An 18,203-nucleotide genomic window follows, 5' to 3' on the forward strand; every position below is an offset into this window, starting at 1 on the left:
AACCAAGAAAACATGTTTATCCGAATCTTCCAAATCGCTGCTTAGTCCCTATTGCGAATGCCCCTAGAACAAAGGGTTATTTAGTGTACCCAAAATCCATTTAAAGGGTACAAAGTCCCGATATTTCCGATCTCGACCACTCAAATCCCGTAAGCAACAAAGAGCTTCCTCCGAAGAGAAAGCTCTAAATATAATCAAGTCGTTAATCAACACCGTTTGACAAAGACCCCTTTTTTTGTTCCTAATTTATATTATAAGGTTATCCGTGTGATGCTGTAAGAGGTAAATGGTAACCGTATAAGCGCTTATTGTAAGATTGTGAATAAAGAGATATGGAAGCAGGTTAAAATTAATAATAGGGGCCTTTTGACTGCTTTATTGCTAGCCTGATCATTTACTGATTGATATATATGTGTGTAATGTATAGGAAGCAATGCGCAATAAAAAAGCACCAAAGATGATCACTCATTTCCGGTGCTTCCTTTTTAATGTGGTTTAATGACTAATGATTATTCCTTAGTAAAGTCAACAACCATCCGGCCAGTAATCTTACCAGCTTTCATTTCGTCAATAATGTCGTTGATTTCGCTCAAACGACGGGTCTTAACGATTGGGTGTACTAAGCCTTCAGCACCGAATTGGAAAGTTTCGGCTAAGTCTTGACGAGTACCAACCAGTGAACCAGCCACTTGGATACCATCAAGAACGGTCTTAGCAATGTTTAACTTCATGTCACCTTGTGGTAAGGCAACGGCAACTAAACGGCCGTCTGGACGCAATGCGTTAACTGATTGAGAGAACGCTGCATCGTTAACAGCAGTAACTTGGGCGTTATGAACACCGCCAACTTGTTTTTGAATTTCTTCAGCAACGTTTTGAGTTTTACGGTTGATTAAGATATCAGCGCCACCCTCTTTAGCTGCCTTTAATTTGTCAGGGTTACCATCAACGGCAACAACGTGTGCATCGAAGACGTGCTTAGCATATTGAATAGCCAAGTTACCTAAACCACCGGCACCAACAACTTCAACCCATTGGCCGGGCTTAGTTTCGCCGACTTTAAGGGCTTTGTACATGGTAACACCGGCACAGGTTAAACTCGTTGCTTCAACGGGATCCAAGCCTTCTGGAACCTTAACGGCGTAGTTAGCATCAACAATAACTTGTTGTGCCATAGCACCATCAACAGTGAAACCAGAGTTCTTAACGTTACGGCAAAGCGTCTCACGGCCAGTTAAACAATATTCACAGTGGCCACAGCCCTTGTAGAACCATGCGATAGAGACCCGGTCACCGATTTTTAAGTTTTCGACGCCTTCGCCGAGCTTAGAAACGATACCGACACCTTCGTGACCAATGATCCGTCCAGGAACTTTACCAAAGTCACCAGCGGCAACATGAAGGTCGGTGTGGCATAGCCCACAGTATTCAACGTCAACTAAAGCTTCACCATAGTTTAGTGAGCGAAGTTTAACGTCTTTAATATCTACATACCCATCAACTGGGTCGCGTACAACAGCAGCTTTCATTATTCAATTACCTCTTTCATTGTGTTTTCACAAGATTGCCTAAACAATTTGACAATGTTATTTAATCACATAACAACTGAAAATTCAAGTGATTTTTTGAGCAATAATAATTTATTTCAAAAAGGCAGATTTTTAAGAAAGCGGTTTACACCTTGAACTATACAGCTTTTATAAGGATTTATAGTTTTTACTCAGGAAAAACTTATTTCACTAACTTACCAGACTTAGAATTTTCTTCATTGATTCACGTCAGATTCGCCAAATTTTAATTTATATAGTAAGATGTAAACGTAATTTGATTGACTGTATGGTACACTATTAAGGGTGTACCAGAAGTTATCTTGGACGAAAAAAGAAAATTATAAATAAGAGGAGTTCGTTAAAATGAGTCGAATTTTAATTATTGAGGATGAAAAGAACTTAGCTCGCTTTGTAGAGCTGGAATTAAAACATGAAGGTTATGATACAGAAGTTCAGTTTAATGGCCGTACTGGTTTAGACGCTGCTTTAGCTGAAGACTTTGACGTCATTTTGCTGGACTTAATGCTGCCAGAACTGAATGGGATCGACGTTGCTCGCCGGATCCGTGAAGTCAAGAGTACGCCGATCATTATGATGACGGCTCGGGATTCCGTCATTGATCGGGTCTCCGGTTTTGATCATGGTGCCGATGACTACATTGTTAAGCCATTTGCAATCGAAGAACTTTTAGCTCGAGTTCGGGCCTTACTGCGACGGATTCATATTGAAAGTGAACAGAAGGACTTTAAGCAGACCACTGTCACTTACAAGGATCTAACCATTGAAAAGGAAAACCGGGTGGTTCGTCGTGGCGATGAAGTCATTAATTTGACTAAGCGTGAATACGAACTACTGCTGACTTTGATGGAGAACGTTAACGTTGTTTTGGCGCGTGACGTTTTGTTAAATAAAGTCTGGGGTTATGAATCAGAAGTTGAAACTAACGTGGTTGATGTTTATGTTCGTTACTTACGTAATAAGATCGACCGACCAGGTGAAAAGAGCTATATTCAAACGGTTCGTGGTACTGGGTACGTGATGCGTTCATGAGTGAAACAAACCCGTTAGATGGAACAAAGTTAAAAAAGCGACATCGTTTATCGATGAAGTGGAAGTGGGCGCTGGGTAGTGCAACCGGCGTCTTTCTTATCTTTCTCATTTTTTCGGTGCTGATGTTTCAAGGCTTATCAGGGGTGCTGCTACAGCAGGAACGGACTCATGTCAGCAGCACGCTGGACACCGTTATTAGCCAGGTAGATAATTTACAGGGGCATTTTACGGCGTCAGCAGTCAATAATGCGCTGCAGCCTAATTTGAATCAGCCCAGTGGTGCCATATCTGAGAAAGCCAATATTTATCAAAATTCAGTCATTACGGATCTTTCGCGAGACAGCACTGGGGTTTCCGTTTATAATGCGCAGAAAAAAGAAATTTTCAATTCTCGTAATACCCACCTTAATAACAGTCAGTTAACTAAAAAACGGGAAACTAAGATGAAGAAAACTGGCAATTTTGATGGGTTAGTTGGTCAAGCACCGATTTATGCACAAAGTGGTCACCAACTGTTGGGGTATGTTCAAGTAACCAACGCAATGACAGAATATAAGGCGGCCCGTAACCGGTTTACCTTTATTCTGACTGTACTGGTTATCTCAGCGGTGTTTGTGGCCTCCATTTTCAGTTACTGTTTAGCAGATCTGTTACTTAAACCAATTATTGGACTTAACCAAACGATGCGCGCAGTGCGTTCTGATCCGCAATCTGATGAACGGGTGCCGGAAACGCGGCGAAATGATGAATTATCAGATTTAAGCGAACTGTTCAACGATATGTTGGATCAAATGCAACGCTACATTGATCAGCAGCAGCAGTTCGTGGGGGATGTTTCCCATGAACTGCGGACACCGGTAGCGGTTATTCAAGGCCACATTGAAATGCTGCAGCGGTGGGGGAAAGATGATCCGGAAGTCTTAAATGAATCGCTTTCCGCTGCCATGCAGGAATCTAAACGGATGCAGAGTCTAGTGACTGAAATGCTGGATCTGACCCGGGCAGAACAGATCGAAGTGACCATGAATCATGAAACGGCAGATATCAAAGAAGTCGTTAACCAGGTCTTTAACGACTTTAAAATGATCCATCCAGATTTTACTTTTATTTTGGATGATGACGTTAAGGAACACGCCTACTCGCAAATTTACCGGAATCACCTTGAACAAGTGCTGATTATTTTGCTGGATAATGCTGTTAAGTATTCAGTGAAACGAAAGGAGATCCACTTATCCTTATCATCTAGTGGGCACGTGGCGCAAATTGCTGTGCAGGACTTTGGTGAAGGTATCTCTGAAGAGAATCGTAACCGGGTCTTCAACCGCTTTTACCGCGTGGACAAAGCCCGCAGTCGCAACAAGGGCGGTAACGGATTAGGATTATCGATTGCTAAACGATTGGTTGAAGCCTATCATGGTAAAATTAGTATTGAAAGTGCTCTGGGTTATGGTTCAATTTTTCAAATTAAGCTGCCATTGATTTCTGAAGACATTAAGATTCAACTGGATCATGCCAAGGAAGAAGACGAGGAAGAACGGACAGCTGCAGATCCATTAGCAACTAATTTGGGGGCGAATCCAAGTGAGCCTTCAACAGCCGCAATTCCTGGTGTTTATCGCGCAAGTGATCAGTCCAAACCAGACTTATCTGATCCTGATAAACATCAATCTTCTGATGATGATTCAAAATCATAACATAATAAAACGAATAACCGGGGCTAGCTTTAGCTCAGCCAAAACGCGGACTCATAAAAATATGAGCCCGCTTTTTGGCGTTTAGGTTTAACTGATCCTTCAACTATTCATAACGAGATACACAAAGATTTCGGATAGTGTTAACATATTTAGTAAGCTATTTGTAGAACGGAGTGAACAACATGGCAACGATTATTTGCCCTAATTGTGGCAAATCGATCCCTAAAGGTTCGGCTACCTGCCCTAATTGTGGTTACCAATTAACCCAGATTAAAGTCCCTCATTCTTCACAAAAATCAATCAAAAAGCAGATACAAGTTCGTGGGTCAAATTGGTTTGCTCACTTCAAACAGGCTGGTTACTTCTTGCTAAAAGGAAAGTGGCTAACGGCTTTTTTAAGTTTATTTTTAATTTGTCTGGTAGGTTATCTTTTTCAGCAGTATCAATTATACCAGCGAGAGTTCCGCATCCAGCAGCAACTGACACAGGCGACTAACAGCCTTAAACACCAAAGTCAGATTATGGCTAAACAGCAACCGCCAATCCAAGAACATTTACGAAAGATTCCGCAAGATCCTAAACAGCCGATTTTGGTATTACACGGTTTTGGCGGTTCCTATAATTCAGAAAGATACTTGGTGGCTAGTTTAGAGCAAACTCATTTGGCCAAGCAGCAATTAATGGTTGACGTTGACCGGCATAGCCATATTCATCTGATTGGCAAATATCGGCCAACCGTTACTCATAAAGTCATTATTCCAATCGTGATTGAAAATAACCGGGCTGGAGAATTTTACTATAGTGCCATGTTAGCCAAAATCATGCCCAAACTGAATCACCGGTATCATATCAAAAAATACGATGCCATCGGCCATTCAATGGGGTCATATGCGTGGATCAATTATTTTGAAACGCACCCTAAACAAGTTGCTCAGATCAAGCCACACCGGTTAGTGACGATTGCGGGGCCTTTCAATGGTATCTTGAATCGACATAAATCTGACCAGCCAGCTGCTAATTCTAAAGTTGGCCGTTTATGGGATGATCATGTGAATGAAAATAGTTTAGCAAAAAAAGGGCGTCCGAAAATTGAACGGGCTGAATACAAACATCTTTTAAAAGCCAAGCATCGGCTACCAACTGATCTGAGCATCTTAAATATTTATGGGAATCTAAAGGATGGGTCTAATAGCGATGGCTTAGTTACAACGACAAGTGCGCGGTCATTAAGGTATTTGGTTCAGACCAGTAACGTTAAGATCAGTTATCAGGAAAAACAGATTACCGGTCCGAAAGCACAACATAGTCTTTTGCACTACAATAATTTAACGGTTAATCATTTGATCAAAGAATTCCTGTTACATTAATCATGAAATAACTGCTAAAGATAAACGAGATACGGTGGTGAACGATTTCTTATTATGAATTTTACGAATTTTATGATGAATAAACAACGATCGTTATCAGCTAATGATGGCGATTATTTAAATCAGACGGCCAATCAGCAAAATGTTGATCACAAGCGCAAACGAATCGTCTGGTTAGACATCGCTAAGGGAATCGGCATGATTGCGGTCGTTTGCGGACATAATATGCCGGATTACGTTCTCCACGTTCGTGCAAACCGGTACTGGTATGATTTTCTTTACTGGTGGCATATGCCACTGCTCTTCTTGATTAGTGGCTTTTTCTTAAAATCCATTAATATTACGGATATTCAAAAGGTCGTCGCCTTTTTCAAAAAACGAGTGATACCAATTTTGCGAAGTTACTTTATTGCCGGTTTTTTCTTGATTATTGCGTATAAGTTTATTCATAATAAGTCGATCACCTATAGTTTGACCTATGTTATCGATCTTTTTTATGGTGGTAAAACTTTAAGGCATTACACAACGATTTTCTGGTATCCAGAAACCTATATTTTAGGGATTATTGGCACGACTTTGATTATTAGTGTGATTCGCTATAAACCGTTGCAACTCATTATTGCAGCGTATTTTATTTATTGGACAACCAGTTATACCCAGTTAACCACCTTTAAATTATTTAGTGTGGTAACGGCTCCTTGGGATATGGATGTTGCGGTGTTAGTGATGGCCTATATGCTGATTGGCTATAATATTTTCTATTTTGGACAGCATTATTTAACAAAGTGGTACGTCTTTTTACCTTCACTAGCGGTCGTAGGGTGGCTGTTTGTGCAACTTAAAACGCAAAAACTGGCATTTGGCCTTTTCATGCGGAGTCACCAATTTTCAGGTTACTACCAAAACGTTCCCTTTACCCATATTCAGTTAGCCTTAATGGTCGGGGTAGTGCCGCTTTTATGTAGTTTTGTGGTCTTTGGATTGAGTAGGTGGCTTGCTTACCCATTAGGATTTACGCAATTATTTGCGCGAATTATTTCATCGCCCGTGCGGTTCATCGCTAAGCTTTTATCAGTAACCGGTAAGCATACGCTGATTATTATGTATCTGCATAAAATGGTGCTGGACATTCTAAATAGGAGTCAGTTGACCGGTTCATTTTGGGTACAAGTGTTGGTTGCTACAGCCGTACCGCTGATAATTGGGGTTGTCTTTAAACAATTTAAGACGGGTCAATGGCAACTGAATCGGTTGAAAATTAAGCAGCGAGGGAATAACCAATAGCCCTGATAACCGTTAATTAAGCAGCATCTGAAAAACTGACATTAAATTACTCTTGATTGGTAGTCCTTAGCGTAGACTCTTTTAATTCCCTTAATTTTTGGTGCTTTTAGGCTTTCAAGCTCAAAAGTTGGGTATAGTATTTGTATCTTCATAGACCTATTTGTAGATTGGAGTGACGAAAATGGCAATGACACAGTGTCCAAAATGCGGCCACTCAATTCCTGCAGATTCAACTTTTTGTCCGGATTGCGGTTTTAATCTAATTGAAAACGAACCTCCACGGGCATCGCGACTAGTGAAGGATGAAGGGGTTCGCTTGCGGCGGGCAAAGCAGCCAACTGATAGCTGGCAACGCCGGTTGATACCTAATCTGACTCATCTTAAACAAGTTGGCCAGTTTGTGGTGAATAATGGCTGGTTTTTGCTAGCCATCTACGTGATCAGTCTCGTATTCAATGAGTGGCGCTGGGAAATTTTTGGGTTGTTTATATTAACGAGCTACTTATTTTCATTGTTAACCGGTAAAGAGTCGTTCTGGCAGTCTAAAAAATAACCACTGCAAAAAGAATCGTCAAGCTATCATGATAGACCAAGTGATATTCAAGATAACCCGCAATTTAGTGAGCCCCAACTAGCAGCTGGGCCTCCAACCAACCCCAGCCTGAAGCAAAATCAGCAGCGTAAGCTACCGCAACAGGGGCGTTTCCACTTCGCCAGTAACTTAGAATTTCGAGTTGGCAGTCTTTTGATTGTTCCCAGTTTAATTGCTTATTTAGTTGCTAGTCAGGTGATTAATCAGCGTGGAATTCAGGTTAAACAAATTTTTAATCAAACTAACTTAGGCACGACTGCTGATGTGTACTTTATTGGCTTAGGGGTTCTAGGCATTTCTACAGCGATGGTCATTGGCGGTTTAGTTAAATCATTACTTCATCATCCATATGGTGGGCAAAAATTAAAACGGTGGGGACTCATCACAGCAGTCTTGACGATCTTACTGGCGATGGTGATGTATCAAAATGCTGTGGTGGCGACATCGGCTGGTTCAATCGTCAGTTCAATCGGCAATTTCTTATTACCGATATTACCATGGTTGGCAGCCGTCTGTTACAGCCTTGGCATCATTACAAATATCATCACCCGGCAACGGATGATTTGAGACAATAAAAGAAGCTTCCCTAAATCAATAGGGAAGCTTCTTTATATATCTAGATATTTAAGATTAATCGTGACGCTGTTTACCAGCATTCCGATTCTGGTTACGCTTATCTTGAGAAGCGGTACTTGTTTTGGGTGAGGAGGCAGTTGTTGATGATGGTTCAGCAGCGACTACCGGTTTTGGTTTATGCTGTTGCTTACCAGCATTTCGGTTTCGGTTACGCTTATCTTGAGAAACGGTGCTTGGCTTTGGTGCTGAAGTAGCTGTTGATGGTCCAGCGGCAACGACTGGTTTTGGCTTAACGACCTTAGGCGGGTTCTTTTTCATTTCGGCTTCGATCTCGCGACGAATTCGTGGCCGATACAAGTTGATGATCAGTGTTTGGACACAGGCGAAGATCCCACCAATGAAGAAGTAAAGACCTAAACCAGCGGAGGTTGAAATCGTAAAGAACAAAATCATAACGGGACTGACTACCATGGTCATCCGCATGGCCTTACGTTGGTCAGCAGGCATTCCAATCATTGAGAGGTAACCTTGCAGCAGATAGACCAAGAACGAGAGAATGGCCAGCAAGACTGAAGATTTTCCTAGTGGAATTCCCATGAAGGTTGACGATGACAGTTCTGGTGAATATTGAATGGCAGCGTACAAAGCTGCAAAAATGGGCATTTGAATCAGTAATGGTAAACAGCCAATGCCACCAGTCATACTGATACCATTTTGGCTATAAAGTGCCATCATTTCTTGACCGGCTGCGTTCTTTTCTTCTTGCGTGGTCGCGGTCTTTTGCCGGTTTTGAATTTCAGTCATTTGTGGTTTGATGGCTGAGATCTTTTCCTGTTGAACTGTGGAAGTGCGTAATTGACGCACCATTAATGGCAACAGAACCATTCGAACGACTACCGTTACAACGATGATGGCCCAGCCATATGAATGGCCTAACATATTGGCTAACCATTCCATGACGTGCTGCCCAGGGACGGCCAGGTAATCATATACGATACCGTATGGTTTACCACCCTTCGTTCGTTGCACACAACCGCTTAGTAATAGGAGCAGTGCACTTAGCGCAAGCCCTAATTGTACAGGTTTTTTTGATTTCATTTACTTGTATTCAAATCCCTTCTAAACAAATCCGTTAATATAATATAGTAGCTAATTTCCCTAAAGATGACAACAGATTAAATCTTACTTGATATGAGGGGCTTTTTCAATCAGTAATAGTAAATTTTTTAAAGTCTTCAACATTTTTAGGGGTCACTGTCAGATGACTGACTTTGGCATAGGGAGTTGGTGAATGTTTCAAGGCCTCAATAAAAGCGTTGAAACTGGTCTCATCAGCCTGTGCTCGTACCGTTACCGAACCATCGGCCTCATTTTTGACCCAGCCTACGACGTGCATTCGGTTGGCCAAATGGGCAGTGGTCCAGCGAAAGCCGACGCCCTGGACCCGGCCGTGAATTGAAATTATCGCAGATTCCATCATTGCACCCCCTAATCGTGATATTATGGACAATAGTAACAAAAATCGGAAAGAAGAGGCAATTCATGATCGAAGAAATTACATCAACTCAAAACGCGAAAGTTAAAAAGTGGCAACATTTGACCACTAAGAAAGGTCATCAAAAGTTTCATCAATATTTAGTGGAAGGCTGGCACATCGTTTCTGATGCTTTGACAGCAGAACAGCCAGTAGTCCAAATCATCGCAACTGGTGAACAGCTTGATGCCCACCAAAAAGAACTGCCAGAAAACATTGAAACGTTTGAGATCACTCCGGAAATCGCTAAAAAATTATCTGATACAGTTACCCCACAAGGAATTTTTGCCGTTATGGATATTTTAGCCACGGAACACATTGATCCCGAAACCGCAACGGGTGCCTGGTTATTATTGGATCGGATTCAAGATCCTGGTAATATCGGTACGATGGTACGGACAGCGGATGCTGCTGGCTTTAAAGGGGTCGTTTTTGGTAACGGCACTTCTAGCCGGTATACGCCAAAAGTTATCCGGGCAATGCAGGGGAGTCAATTTCACATTGATCTTACCCATGGTGATCTGGAAGAGTGGGTCAAAGCTCTAGAGGCTCGGCAGATTCCAGTTTATGGCTCAGCATTAAATGATCAGGCTGAAAATTACAGTACGGTAACTCCGCAAGCTGATTTTGGACTGATCTTAGGCAATGAAGGGCAGGGCATGTCAGAACGGCTGATGACCCAAACGACAACTAATCTGTACATTCCCATCAAGGGCCAGGCAGAATCGTTAAACGTTGCGGTTGCCGCTGGTATACTAATGTTTAAGTTAAACCAAAAACTGGCTTAAATTACCGGTTTTAAGGGTATTTTACTTGCAATATTTGGTTACATTCAGTATAGTTTACACAGAATAAACTTACAAAAAGTAAAGGAAGCGTTGTATGACACGAAATGATTGGCAAAAAGATTCAGATTATATTGCTCTAGTCGGTGACCTGTTGGCAAAGCCGGAAGTTCAAAAACTGGCTAATTATACGCAACACCACCACTCCAATCGGTTGGATCATTCCATTTCCGTTTCTTATGAGAGCTATTTGATCGCTAAAAAGCATCATTTGAACGTTCGTGCCACTGCACGGGCAGGGTTGCTACATGATTTATTTTACTATGACTGGCGGACCACTAAGTTTAACTTAGGTTCGCACGCTTTCATTCATCCACGAGTAGCTTTACGAAACGCAGAGAAACTGACTGAATTGAGCCCGATGGAAAAAGATATTATTCTGAAGCATATGTGGGGTGCGACCGCCGCACTGCCAAAATACCGCGAGAGTGTAATTGTGAGTCTAGTTGATGATCGACAGGCAGTCGTTGAATTCATGTCACCCATGCGAAAACGGGTCATGAATTGGCGCAAGCGCAATGTTGACCGAGTATTAAATTTGTTGGAAAAATAGGGTTAATATAAATTAGGGGTGTTGAAATGGACCAGGTCGTTAACAAGACCGTAGATGCTGCTCAATTCGAGCTTTGTCCGAAATTTGAGTGGACATTTTCAATCTTAGGGAAAAAATGGAACGGTCTTATCATCGATGTATTGTTAAACCTTGGACCACAACGGTTTAAAGACATCGCTAATAAGGTAAGCAAGTGTTCTGACCGTGTGTTAGTTGAACGCTTGAAAGAATTAGAGTCTGACGGTATCGTTATGCGCAAGACTTACCGCGACTCAGCGCTGATCGAGTATGCGCTGACGCAAAAGGGGCAAGATCTAGCAGACGTGATGCGGTCAGTGCATGGCTGGTCAGAAAAATGGTGTGATAATCAAACCACACCTAAGGTTGACCAATGCCATCAACCGCTGTAAACTAGTGATTGTGCAAATTGAACAAATGCAATGATGAGAGATTAGTAATTCTGATGCCATCACAGAGACGCGGATAGCTTGGTGGAAATTCGCGGTTGGCTAGGAATGAATTCACTTTTTGAGCAGAGGTTGGGCGTTACTACTAAGGTAACAAAAGATCTTCCGGTTAATTAACCGTTATTAAATTACCGAGTGTACTTTTATTAAAGTAAACAAGGGTGGTACCGCGAAAGCTTCGTCCCTTTATATTGGGGACGGAGTTTTTTTATTTTGTTAAGGAGGGTCAGACATGACACTGAGAGACGATCTGGAAAAGATCCGGCAAGAACGAGAAAAAAATATTAAAGACGTGGGTGATCTGAAAAAATTAGACGCCTTACGAGTTGAACTATTAGGTAAAAAGGGCCCCATTACGCAAGCGCTGCGTGGGATGCGTAATTTGTCAGCCGACGAACGGCCAAAGTTTGGCCAATTTGCTAACAGCGTCAGAGATGAGCTGCAATCGGCTATTGAAACGCGGCGGGACGAATTAAAAAAAGCACTGTTAAATAAGCAGCTGCAAAACGAAACCATCGATGTGACACTACCTGGTAAGCCAGTTGCCCAAGGGCAGCCGCACGTGATTCAACAAATTATCGACCAAATTGAAGACCTCTTTATCGGGATGGGCTATCAAGTTCTATCCGGTCCCGAAGTTGAAGAAGATAAATATAACTTTGAAATGATGAACTTACCCAAAGATCACCCAGCCCGTGATATGCAGGATACGTTCTACATCACAAAAGATATTTTGATGCGGACGCAGACTTCACCAATGCAGGCACGGACTCTGGAAAAACATGATTTTAGCAAGGGCCCGCTAAAGATGATCTCACCTGGAGTTGTTTATCGGCGTGACACTGACGATCCGACCCACTCCCATCAATTCCATCAAGTGGAAGGGATTGTGATCGATAAGCACGTTACCATGGCTGATCTGAAGGGAACCCTGGAATTGATTGCCCACGAATTATTCGGTGACCGGTTTGATATTCGCTTACGGCCAAGTTACTTCCCATTTACGGAGCCTTCCGTTGAAGCTGATATCACCTGCTTTAACTGTGGCGGTAAGGGCTGTGCGGTTTGCAAGTACACGGGCTGGATCGAAGTCTTAGGTGCCGGTATGGTGCATCCAAACGTGCTAGAAATGGCTGGGGTCGACTCAGAGGTTTACGGTGGTTTCGCCTTTGGTGTTGGTCCAGATCGGTTTGCAATGCTGAAGTACGGTGTGGACGATATCAGAAACTTCTACTTAAACGATGTTCGCTTCCTCACTCAATTCTCAAAGAAAGGATAATCAGCTAAAATGAAAATTGCTTACAGTTGGTTACAAGAATATTTAGATATCCAAGTCTCCCCTAAGGATTTGGGAGAAAAAATTGAACGTTCTTCCGTTGAAGTGGATTCCGTTACCCGACCTAGCGACGGTTTAAAGAAGATTGTGGTTGGTAAAATTATGTCAATGGAACCGCATCCCGATTCAGATCATTTGCAGGTCTGCCAAGTCGATGTTGGCGATGATGACCTGTCTCAAATCGTCTGTGGTGCCCCCAACGTTGCGACTGATAAGAAAGTGATCGTGGCTCTGCCAGGTTCACGCATTGGCGGCAACGTTAAGATCAAACGTTCTAAAATGCGCGGCGTCGTTTCCAACGGCATGATCTGTGCCTTAGACGAAATCGGTTTTTCAAAAGACGTTGTGCCAAAGGAATGGGCTGATGGGATCTACTTCTTACCAGATGATGCTAAGATTGGCGAACCTGTCTTTCCATATCTGGGCATGGATGACTATTTGATTGATGTTGATGTGACCCCTAACCGCGGTGACATGCTCAGCGTTTACGGTGTGGCCCGTGACCTTGGTGCCATTTACGCGCAGACGCCTAAGCTGAATCATCCACATGTCGAAGAGGTAGGAACAGCTGCTTCTGACAAAGTTTCTATTGAAGCTGACGAAGATTTAGCCCCCATCTATAAGATGCGCATCGTTGAAAACGTGAAGATTCAACCAAGTCCACGCTGGTTACAGATCAAATTATGGAACGCCGGTGTGCGGCCGATCAATAACGTGGTCGATGTCACCAACTACATTTTACTGAAGTATGGCCAACCCCTGCACGCTTTTGATTACAACAAGGTCTCGGGGTCAACGATCAAAGCCCGTTACGCGCAAAAGGGTGAAAAGTTAACAACGTTGGACGAAGCAGAACATGATCTTAACGAAAAAGACATTGTGATTGCCGATGACCAAAAGCCAATCGCACTGGCCGGTGTTATGGGTGGTCTCAATTCTGAAATTGATGACCAGACCACGACGGTTGCCATTGAATCAGCTGTATTCACCCCAACGTTGATTCGGAAAACCGCTCAGCGTCAAAATCTGCATACGGATGCTTCTCAACGGTTTGAACGTGGCGTCAACCGCGGTGGCGTTGAAGAAGCTGCTGATGCGGCTGCTCAAATGATGCATGAATTAGCTGGCGGCGATGTTTTAAAGGGCATCGTTACTGGTTCAAGTTATGACGTTAAACCGGTCGTGGTGAACATCACGCTTTCACGAATCAACCATATTTTGGGAACTGATTTAAGTCTTGACCAAGTAAAGGCAATCTTCAAACAGTTAGGTTTTGGCGTGACGCTCGATGGTGAAAAATACACAGTCACCGTGCCAACAAGTCGTTGGGACATTCATATTCCAGCTGATTTAGTGGAGGAAGTTGCCAGAATCTATGGCTATGACAAGATTCCATCAACACTGCCAAGTGGCCCAACCACGGTTGGCGCTTTGACTGAAAGACAGAAATTAATGCGTGATTCCCGCCACGTGCTGGAATCGTTAGGCCTTAACCAAGCCATTTCATACGCCTTGACGACGGATGCTAAAGCCAAACAGTTTATGATGCGCGAAAGTGCCGAAACGCACTTGAGCTGGCCAATGACGGCTGATCACACCACGCTACGAATGAACATGATCAGCGGCTTATTAGATGACGTGGCCTACAACAATGCACGTCGGGTAAAAGATGTTGCTCTGTATGAACAGGGCCGGGTCTTCTACAAAGACTCAGAAGACGAAGTTAGACCCAGCGAACACGAACACATTGCTGGGGCAGTGAGCGGCCAATTAGTCGTTGATCCCTTGAAGAATGCGAAACATAATGCCATTGATTTCTATCAGTTAAAGGGTATCGTTGAAAAGTATCTGAATAACTTAGCCATCAAGGGTGACATTGAATTTATCGCCACGGATAAGTATCCGGAAATGCATCCTGGCCGGACAGCGGACATATTCATTCACGGTCACTACGTTGGGTTTATTGGTCAAGTTCATCCTTCAGTCGCTGAAGCTTACAAGATCAACCAGACCTACGTGTTCGAATTAGACTTAGATGCTTTGATCGAGATGCCAAAGGATATGAACCAGTTCGAACCAATTTCAAAGTATCCTTCGATTACGCGTGACGTGGCGCTATTAGTTGATAAGTCCGTCACTAACGCACAGGTTTTGGCCCAAATTCACAAACGGGGCGGCGCTTACTTGAAGTCCGTTCATCTGTTTGATATCTACGATGGTAAGAATCTGCCTGGCGGTAAGCAGTCATTAGCTTATACGCTGACATATCAAAATCCCAATGCCACGTTGACGGACGATGAAGTCAACCAGGCTTTCGAAAAAGTTCAAAAGACGTTGGTCAGTGAACTGGGAGCAGAAATTAGATAATGTTTTTAAATTGATCATCGATGTGGTCAATCACTATCAGACCTCAATATCGAGAGTGCCTTATTCACTAGTTAAAAGCGCTAGAACTTGCAAAGCGAGCTGTTCTAACGTTTTTTGCTTTAACTAAATGTGACTAAGCTAGGACTGGTGTCTTTCAAAATTCTTAAGTTCACCCGATTTTTACTGCATTGGCACTTAAAATCTTGTATAATGGGGCAGATATTGAAAGAATGAAACGGAGGAAACACTTTGGATAACGACAAACGCACTTCCAAACAGCCGGGGAAGAAAAAAATGTCGACCGGACAAAAAATAATCACGGGAGTCGTCAGTATTTTAGCAGTTTTGCTTATTATTAGCGGCGTCGTTTTCTATAATTACTTCCAGTCAGCGTTAAAGCCACTGGATCCCAAGAGCTCAGAAGTTGTACAGGTAGATATCCCGATGGGGGCTTCAAGTAAGCGAATCGGTTCGATCTTACAGGATAAGAAGATCGTTAAAAACGGTTCGGTCTTTAACTACTATGTTAAATCGCATAACTATGCCGATTTTAGGGCGGGGTATTATCAACTGAACGCTTCCATGACGCTGAACCAAGTTGCTAAACGACTGCAACAGGGCGGCACCAGTGAGCCGATTCAAAGCCGTAAAGGCAAGGTCCTCGTTCAGGAGGGGGCTGGAATCGCTGATATCGCAAATAATATTTCTAGTACCACCGACTTCAGCAAGGCGGAATTCTTAAGCCTGATGAAGGATCAAACTTACATGAAGGCTTTAGAGAAGCAGTATCCAGCATTACTGTCATCCTCAATGGCGACGAAGCAGGTCAGATACCATCTAGAAGGTTATCTGTATCCGGCAACCTACATCGTGAACAGACATATGTCACTCAAGCAGTTAGTTAACCAAATGGTGGCACATACAAACGATGAATTAACGCCGTACTATAAACAAATCAAGAAGCAAAAATTAACGGTTCAGCAGGTTTTGACGTTGTCCTCATTAGTTGAGCGTGAAGGTGTCAGTCAAGCGTACCGCCGTCAAATTGCGGGAGTCTTCTTCAATCGAATTGATCAAGGCATGCCATTGCAATCTGATGTGGCCGTAGAATATGCAATTGGCCACCATAAGGAGCACCTCTCAACTAAGGATCTGCAATCTAATTCACCCTATAACCTTTATAAGTTCGCAGGTTATGGGCCAGGACCATTTAATAACCCTAGTATGTCTGCTATTCAGGCGGTCTTAAAGCCATCTAAACGCAGTCAGGGTTACCTTTACTTTGTGGCTAATACTAAGACCGGTAAGATCTACTTCTCAAAGACCTTAGCCGAACACAATAAACGCGTTTCATCACTATCAAAAGTTAACAACTAATCATTTTATATTGAAGGGATTAACTTACTCATGTCAGTACAACAGTCAAGACCAGTAATCATTGGGGTTACCGGTGGTTCTAGCAGTGGAAAAACGACGGTTAGCCGTGCGATTTACGATCAATTACAGAATGAATCGATCATGATTTTGCAACAGGATGCTTATTATAATGATCAGGCAAAGATGACGATGGCACAACGCAAAGCAGTTAACTACGACCATCCATTGGCGTTTGACACCGATCTATTGATCGAACAGTTAAAGCAGCTTCGGGATAATCATGCCATTGAAAAACCGGTGTATGATTATACGCAGTATACCCGTAGTACGCAGACCATTCATCAAGAACCTAAGGATGTCATTATTCTTGAGGGCATCTTGATCTTGGATGATGAACGGCTGCGTAATTTGATGGATATCAAAGTGTTCGTCGACACGGATGATGATATTCGAATCATTCGACGGATCGAACGGGATATTAAGGAACGCCAGCGGGACCTTGACGGCATCATCAAGCAGTATCTGACGACCGTTAAACCGATGTATCACCAATTTGTCGAGCCAACCAAGCGTTACGCTGATTTGATCGTACCGGAAGGCGGCGAGAACCAAGTCGCAATTGACCTTTTGACGACGAAGATTCGTTCTATCCTGGCACAAAAGAAAAATGGTCGGGCGAAGTAGTCAGTGTTACCGGATTTAAAATTAAGACTTGCATGAAAGATGGTCGCATGCTATCGTAGGCGACAGTAAACTATAAAATTGTAATGAGGTGCTATTTTGGCTGAACAAAAATCATATCCAATGACCGCCGATGGTAAGGTCAAGTTGGAAAAAGAATTAGAAGATTTAAAAATGAACAAGCGTCCCGAAGTTATCAAACGTATTCAAATTGCGCGTGGTTTCGGGGACCTTTCTGAAAACTCCGAATATGAGTCTGCTAAGGACGAGCAAAGTATGCTTGAAAGTCGGATCACCACGGTTGAACATATGCTGCAATATGCTGATGTGGTTGATAACGGTGCGACTGATAAAGATGAAGTCAACGTGGGTAAGAAAGTTACTTTTAAGGAATTACCCGATGAAGATCCAGAATCATACTCCATCGTTGGGGCAGCTGAAGCTGATCCAATGTCTGGTAAGATCTCTAACGATTCACCGATTGCTAAGGGCTTGTTAGGCCACAAGGTCAACGAAGAAGTCACGATTGCAATTCCAGCCGGCGATATGAAAGTTAAAATTTTGAAGGTTGAAGATGCTTCATAGATTTCACAAACTTTTTTAATAAGCATGGTAAGGAGCCACTCTTAGTTAGGGTGGCTCTTTTGCTGACTTTAAAGGTCTTTTAACGCCAGCCGTTTCTTATGATGGTCCGGATAACTGGGTCTTTGTCAAACGGTGTTGATTAACGACTTGATTATATTTAGAGCTTTCTCTTCGGAGGAAGCTCTTTGTTGCTTACGGGATTTGAGTGGTCGAGATCGGAAATATCGGGACTTTGTACCCTTTAAATGGATTTTGGGTACACTAAATAACCCTTTGTTCTAGGGGCATTCGCAATAGGGACTAAGCAGCGATTTGGAAGATTCGGATAAACATGTTTTCTTGGTT

The 18,203-nt window shown here is 42.8% G+C and carries 17 protein-coding genes and 1 other annotated feature; of the genes, 14 read left to right on the top strand and 3 right to left on the bottom strand.

Features of this window, described 5'->3' with window-relative positions:
* Positions 1-509: 509 nt before the first annotated feature.
* On the bottom strand, positions 510-1,529 hold the full coding sequence (gene adhP / locus FFM73_RS10240; protein WP_137631639.1) for an alcohol dehydrogenase AdhP: 1,020 nt from the start codon (positions 1,527-1,529) through the stop codon (positions 510-512).
* A 384-nt stretch (positions 1,530-1,913) separates the two neighbouring features.
* Between adhP and FFM73_RS10245 the strand changes: the two genes are divergently transcribed.
* The 6 genes from FFM73_RS10245 (at position 1,914) to FFM73_RS10270 (ending at position 8,104) form a co-directional block, all read left to right on the top strand.
* Positions 1,914-2,600, top strand: coding sequence for a response regulator transcription factor (locus FFM73_RS10245; RefSeq protein ID WP_054655009.1), 687 nt, complete (start codon positions 1,914-1,916; stop codon positions 2,598-2,600).
* Positions 2,597-4,294 (top strand): HAMP domain-containing sensor histidine kinase, encoded by a 1,698-nt coding sequence (locus FFM73_RS10250; protein WP_137631640.1) that lies wholly within the window; start codon positions 2,597-2,599, stop codon positions 4,292-4,294. Before FFM73_RS10245 ends, FFM73_RS10250 begins: the two co-directional genes overlap by 4 nt.
* 182 nt (positions 4,295-4,476) lie before the next feature.
* Positions 4,477-5,661 carry an alpha/beta hydrolase gene (locus tag FFM73_RS10255; RefSeq protein ID WP_137631652.1) on the top strand — a complete coding sequence of 395 codons (1,185 nt, stop codon included), beginning with the start codon at positions 4,477-4,479 and terminating at the stop codon, positions 5,659-5,661.
* Between the two features lie 54 nt (positions 5,662-5,715).
* Positions 5,716-6,945 carry an acyltransferase family protein gene (locus FFM73_RS10260; protein WP_137631641.1) on the top strand — a complete coding sequence of 410 codons (1,230 nt, stop codon included), beginning with the start codon at positions 5,716-5,718 and terminating at the stop codon, positions 6,943-6,945.
* A gap of 181 nt (positions 6,946-7,126) precedes the next feature.
* Entirely contained in the window at positions 7,127-7,498 is a 372-nt protein-coding gene (locus FFM73_RS10265; protein WP_137631642.1) for a zinc ribbon domain-containing protein, read from the top strand.
* 192 nt (positions 7,499-7,690) lie between these two features.
* On the top strand, positions 7,691-8,104 hold the full coding sequence (locus FFM73_RS10270; RefSeq protein ID WP_137631643.1) for a hypothetical protein: 414 nt from the start codon (positions 7,691-7,693) through the stop codon (positions 8,102-8,104).
* A 63-nt stretch (positions 8,105-8,167) separates the two neighbouring features.
* On the opposite strand, the gene yidC is transcribed toward FFM73_RS10270, so the two are convergent.
* A complete protein-coding gene (gene yidC, locus FFM73_RS10275) occupies positions 8,168-9,211 on the bottom strand; it encodes a membrane protein insertase YidC (protein WP_137631644.1) in 1,044 nt (347 codons plus the stop codon).
* Positions 9,212-9,317: 106 nt separating this feature from the next.
* Positions 9,318-9,590: an acylphosphatase gene (locus FFM73_RS10280; RefSeq protein ID WP_137631645.1), complete on the bottom strand. Its 273-nt coding sequence runs from the start codon at positions 9,588-9,590 to the stop codon at positions 9,318-9,320.
* 68 nt (positions 9,591-9,658) lie between these two features.
* On the opposite strand from FFM73_RS10280, the gene FFM73_RS10285 reads away from it, so the two are divergent.
* From FFM73_RS10285 to greA, 8 genes are all read left to right on the top strand, one after another.
* Entirely contained in the window at positions 9,659-10,435 is a 777-nt protein-coding gene (locus FFM73_RS10285) for a TrmH family RNA methyltransferase (protein ID WP_137631653.1), read from the top strand.
* Positions 10,436-10,529: 94 nt separating this feature from the next.
* On the top strand, positions 10,530-11,045 hold the full coding sequence (locus FFM73_RS10290) for an HD domain-containing protein (protein ID WP_137631646.1): 516 nt from the start codon (positions 10,530-10,532) through the stop codon (positions 11,043-11,045).
* A 26-nt stretch (positions 11,046-11,071) separates the two neighbouring features.
* Entirely contained in the window at positions 11,072-11,455 is a 384-nt protein-coding gene (locus FFM73_RS10295) for a winged helix-turn-helix transcriptional regulator (protein WP_137631647.1), read from the top strand.
* A 21-nt stretch (positions 11,456-11,476) separates the two neighbouring features.
* Positions 11,477-11,701, top strand: a binding site (T-box leader).
* Between the two features lie 43 nt (positions 11,702-11,744).
* The gene (pheS, locus tag FFM73_RS10300; protein ID WP_137631648.1) at positions 11,745-12,791 is read left to right on the top strand and encodes a phenylalanine--tRNA ligase subunit alpha; all 1,047 of its coding nucleotides are present in this window, start codon (positions 11,745-11,747) and stop codon (positions 12,789-12,791) included.
* A gap of 9 nt (positions 12,792-12,800) precedes the next feature.
* The gene (gene pheT, locus FFM73_RS10305; protein ID WP_137631649.1) at positions 12,801-15,215 is read left to right on the top strand and encodes a phenylalanine--tRNA ligase subunit beta; all 2,415 of its coding nucleotides are present in this window, start codon (positions 12,801-12,803) and stop codon (positions 15,213-15,215) included.
* A gap of 294 nt (positions 15,216-15,509) precedes the next feature.
* Positions 15,510-16,592, top strand: coding sequence for an endolytic transglycosylase MltG (mltG, locus tag FFM73_RS10310; RefSeq protein WP_137631654.1), 1,083 nt, complete (start codon positions 15,510-15,512; stop codon positions 16,590-16,592).
* Positions 16,593-16,622: 30 nt separating this feature from the next.
* Entirely contained in the window at positions 16,623-17,276 is a 654-nt protein-coding gene (udk, locus tag FFM73_RS10315) for a uridine kinase (RefSeq protein ID WP_137631650.1), read from the top strand.
* 96 nt (positions 17,277-17,372) lie between these two features.
* A complete protein-coding gene (greA, locus tag FFM73_RS10320; protein WP_137631651.1) occupies positions 17,373-17,858 on the top strand; it encodes a transcription elongation factor GreA in 486 nt (161 codons plus the stop codon).
* The last annotated feature ends 345 nt before the right edge of the window (positions 17,859-18,203 follow it).

This window comes from Secundilactobacillus hailunensis, assembly GCF_005405185.1.
GTDB lineage: Bacteria > Bacillota > Bacilli > Lactobacillales > Lactobacillaceae > Secundilactobacillus > Secundilactobacillus hailunensis.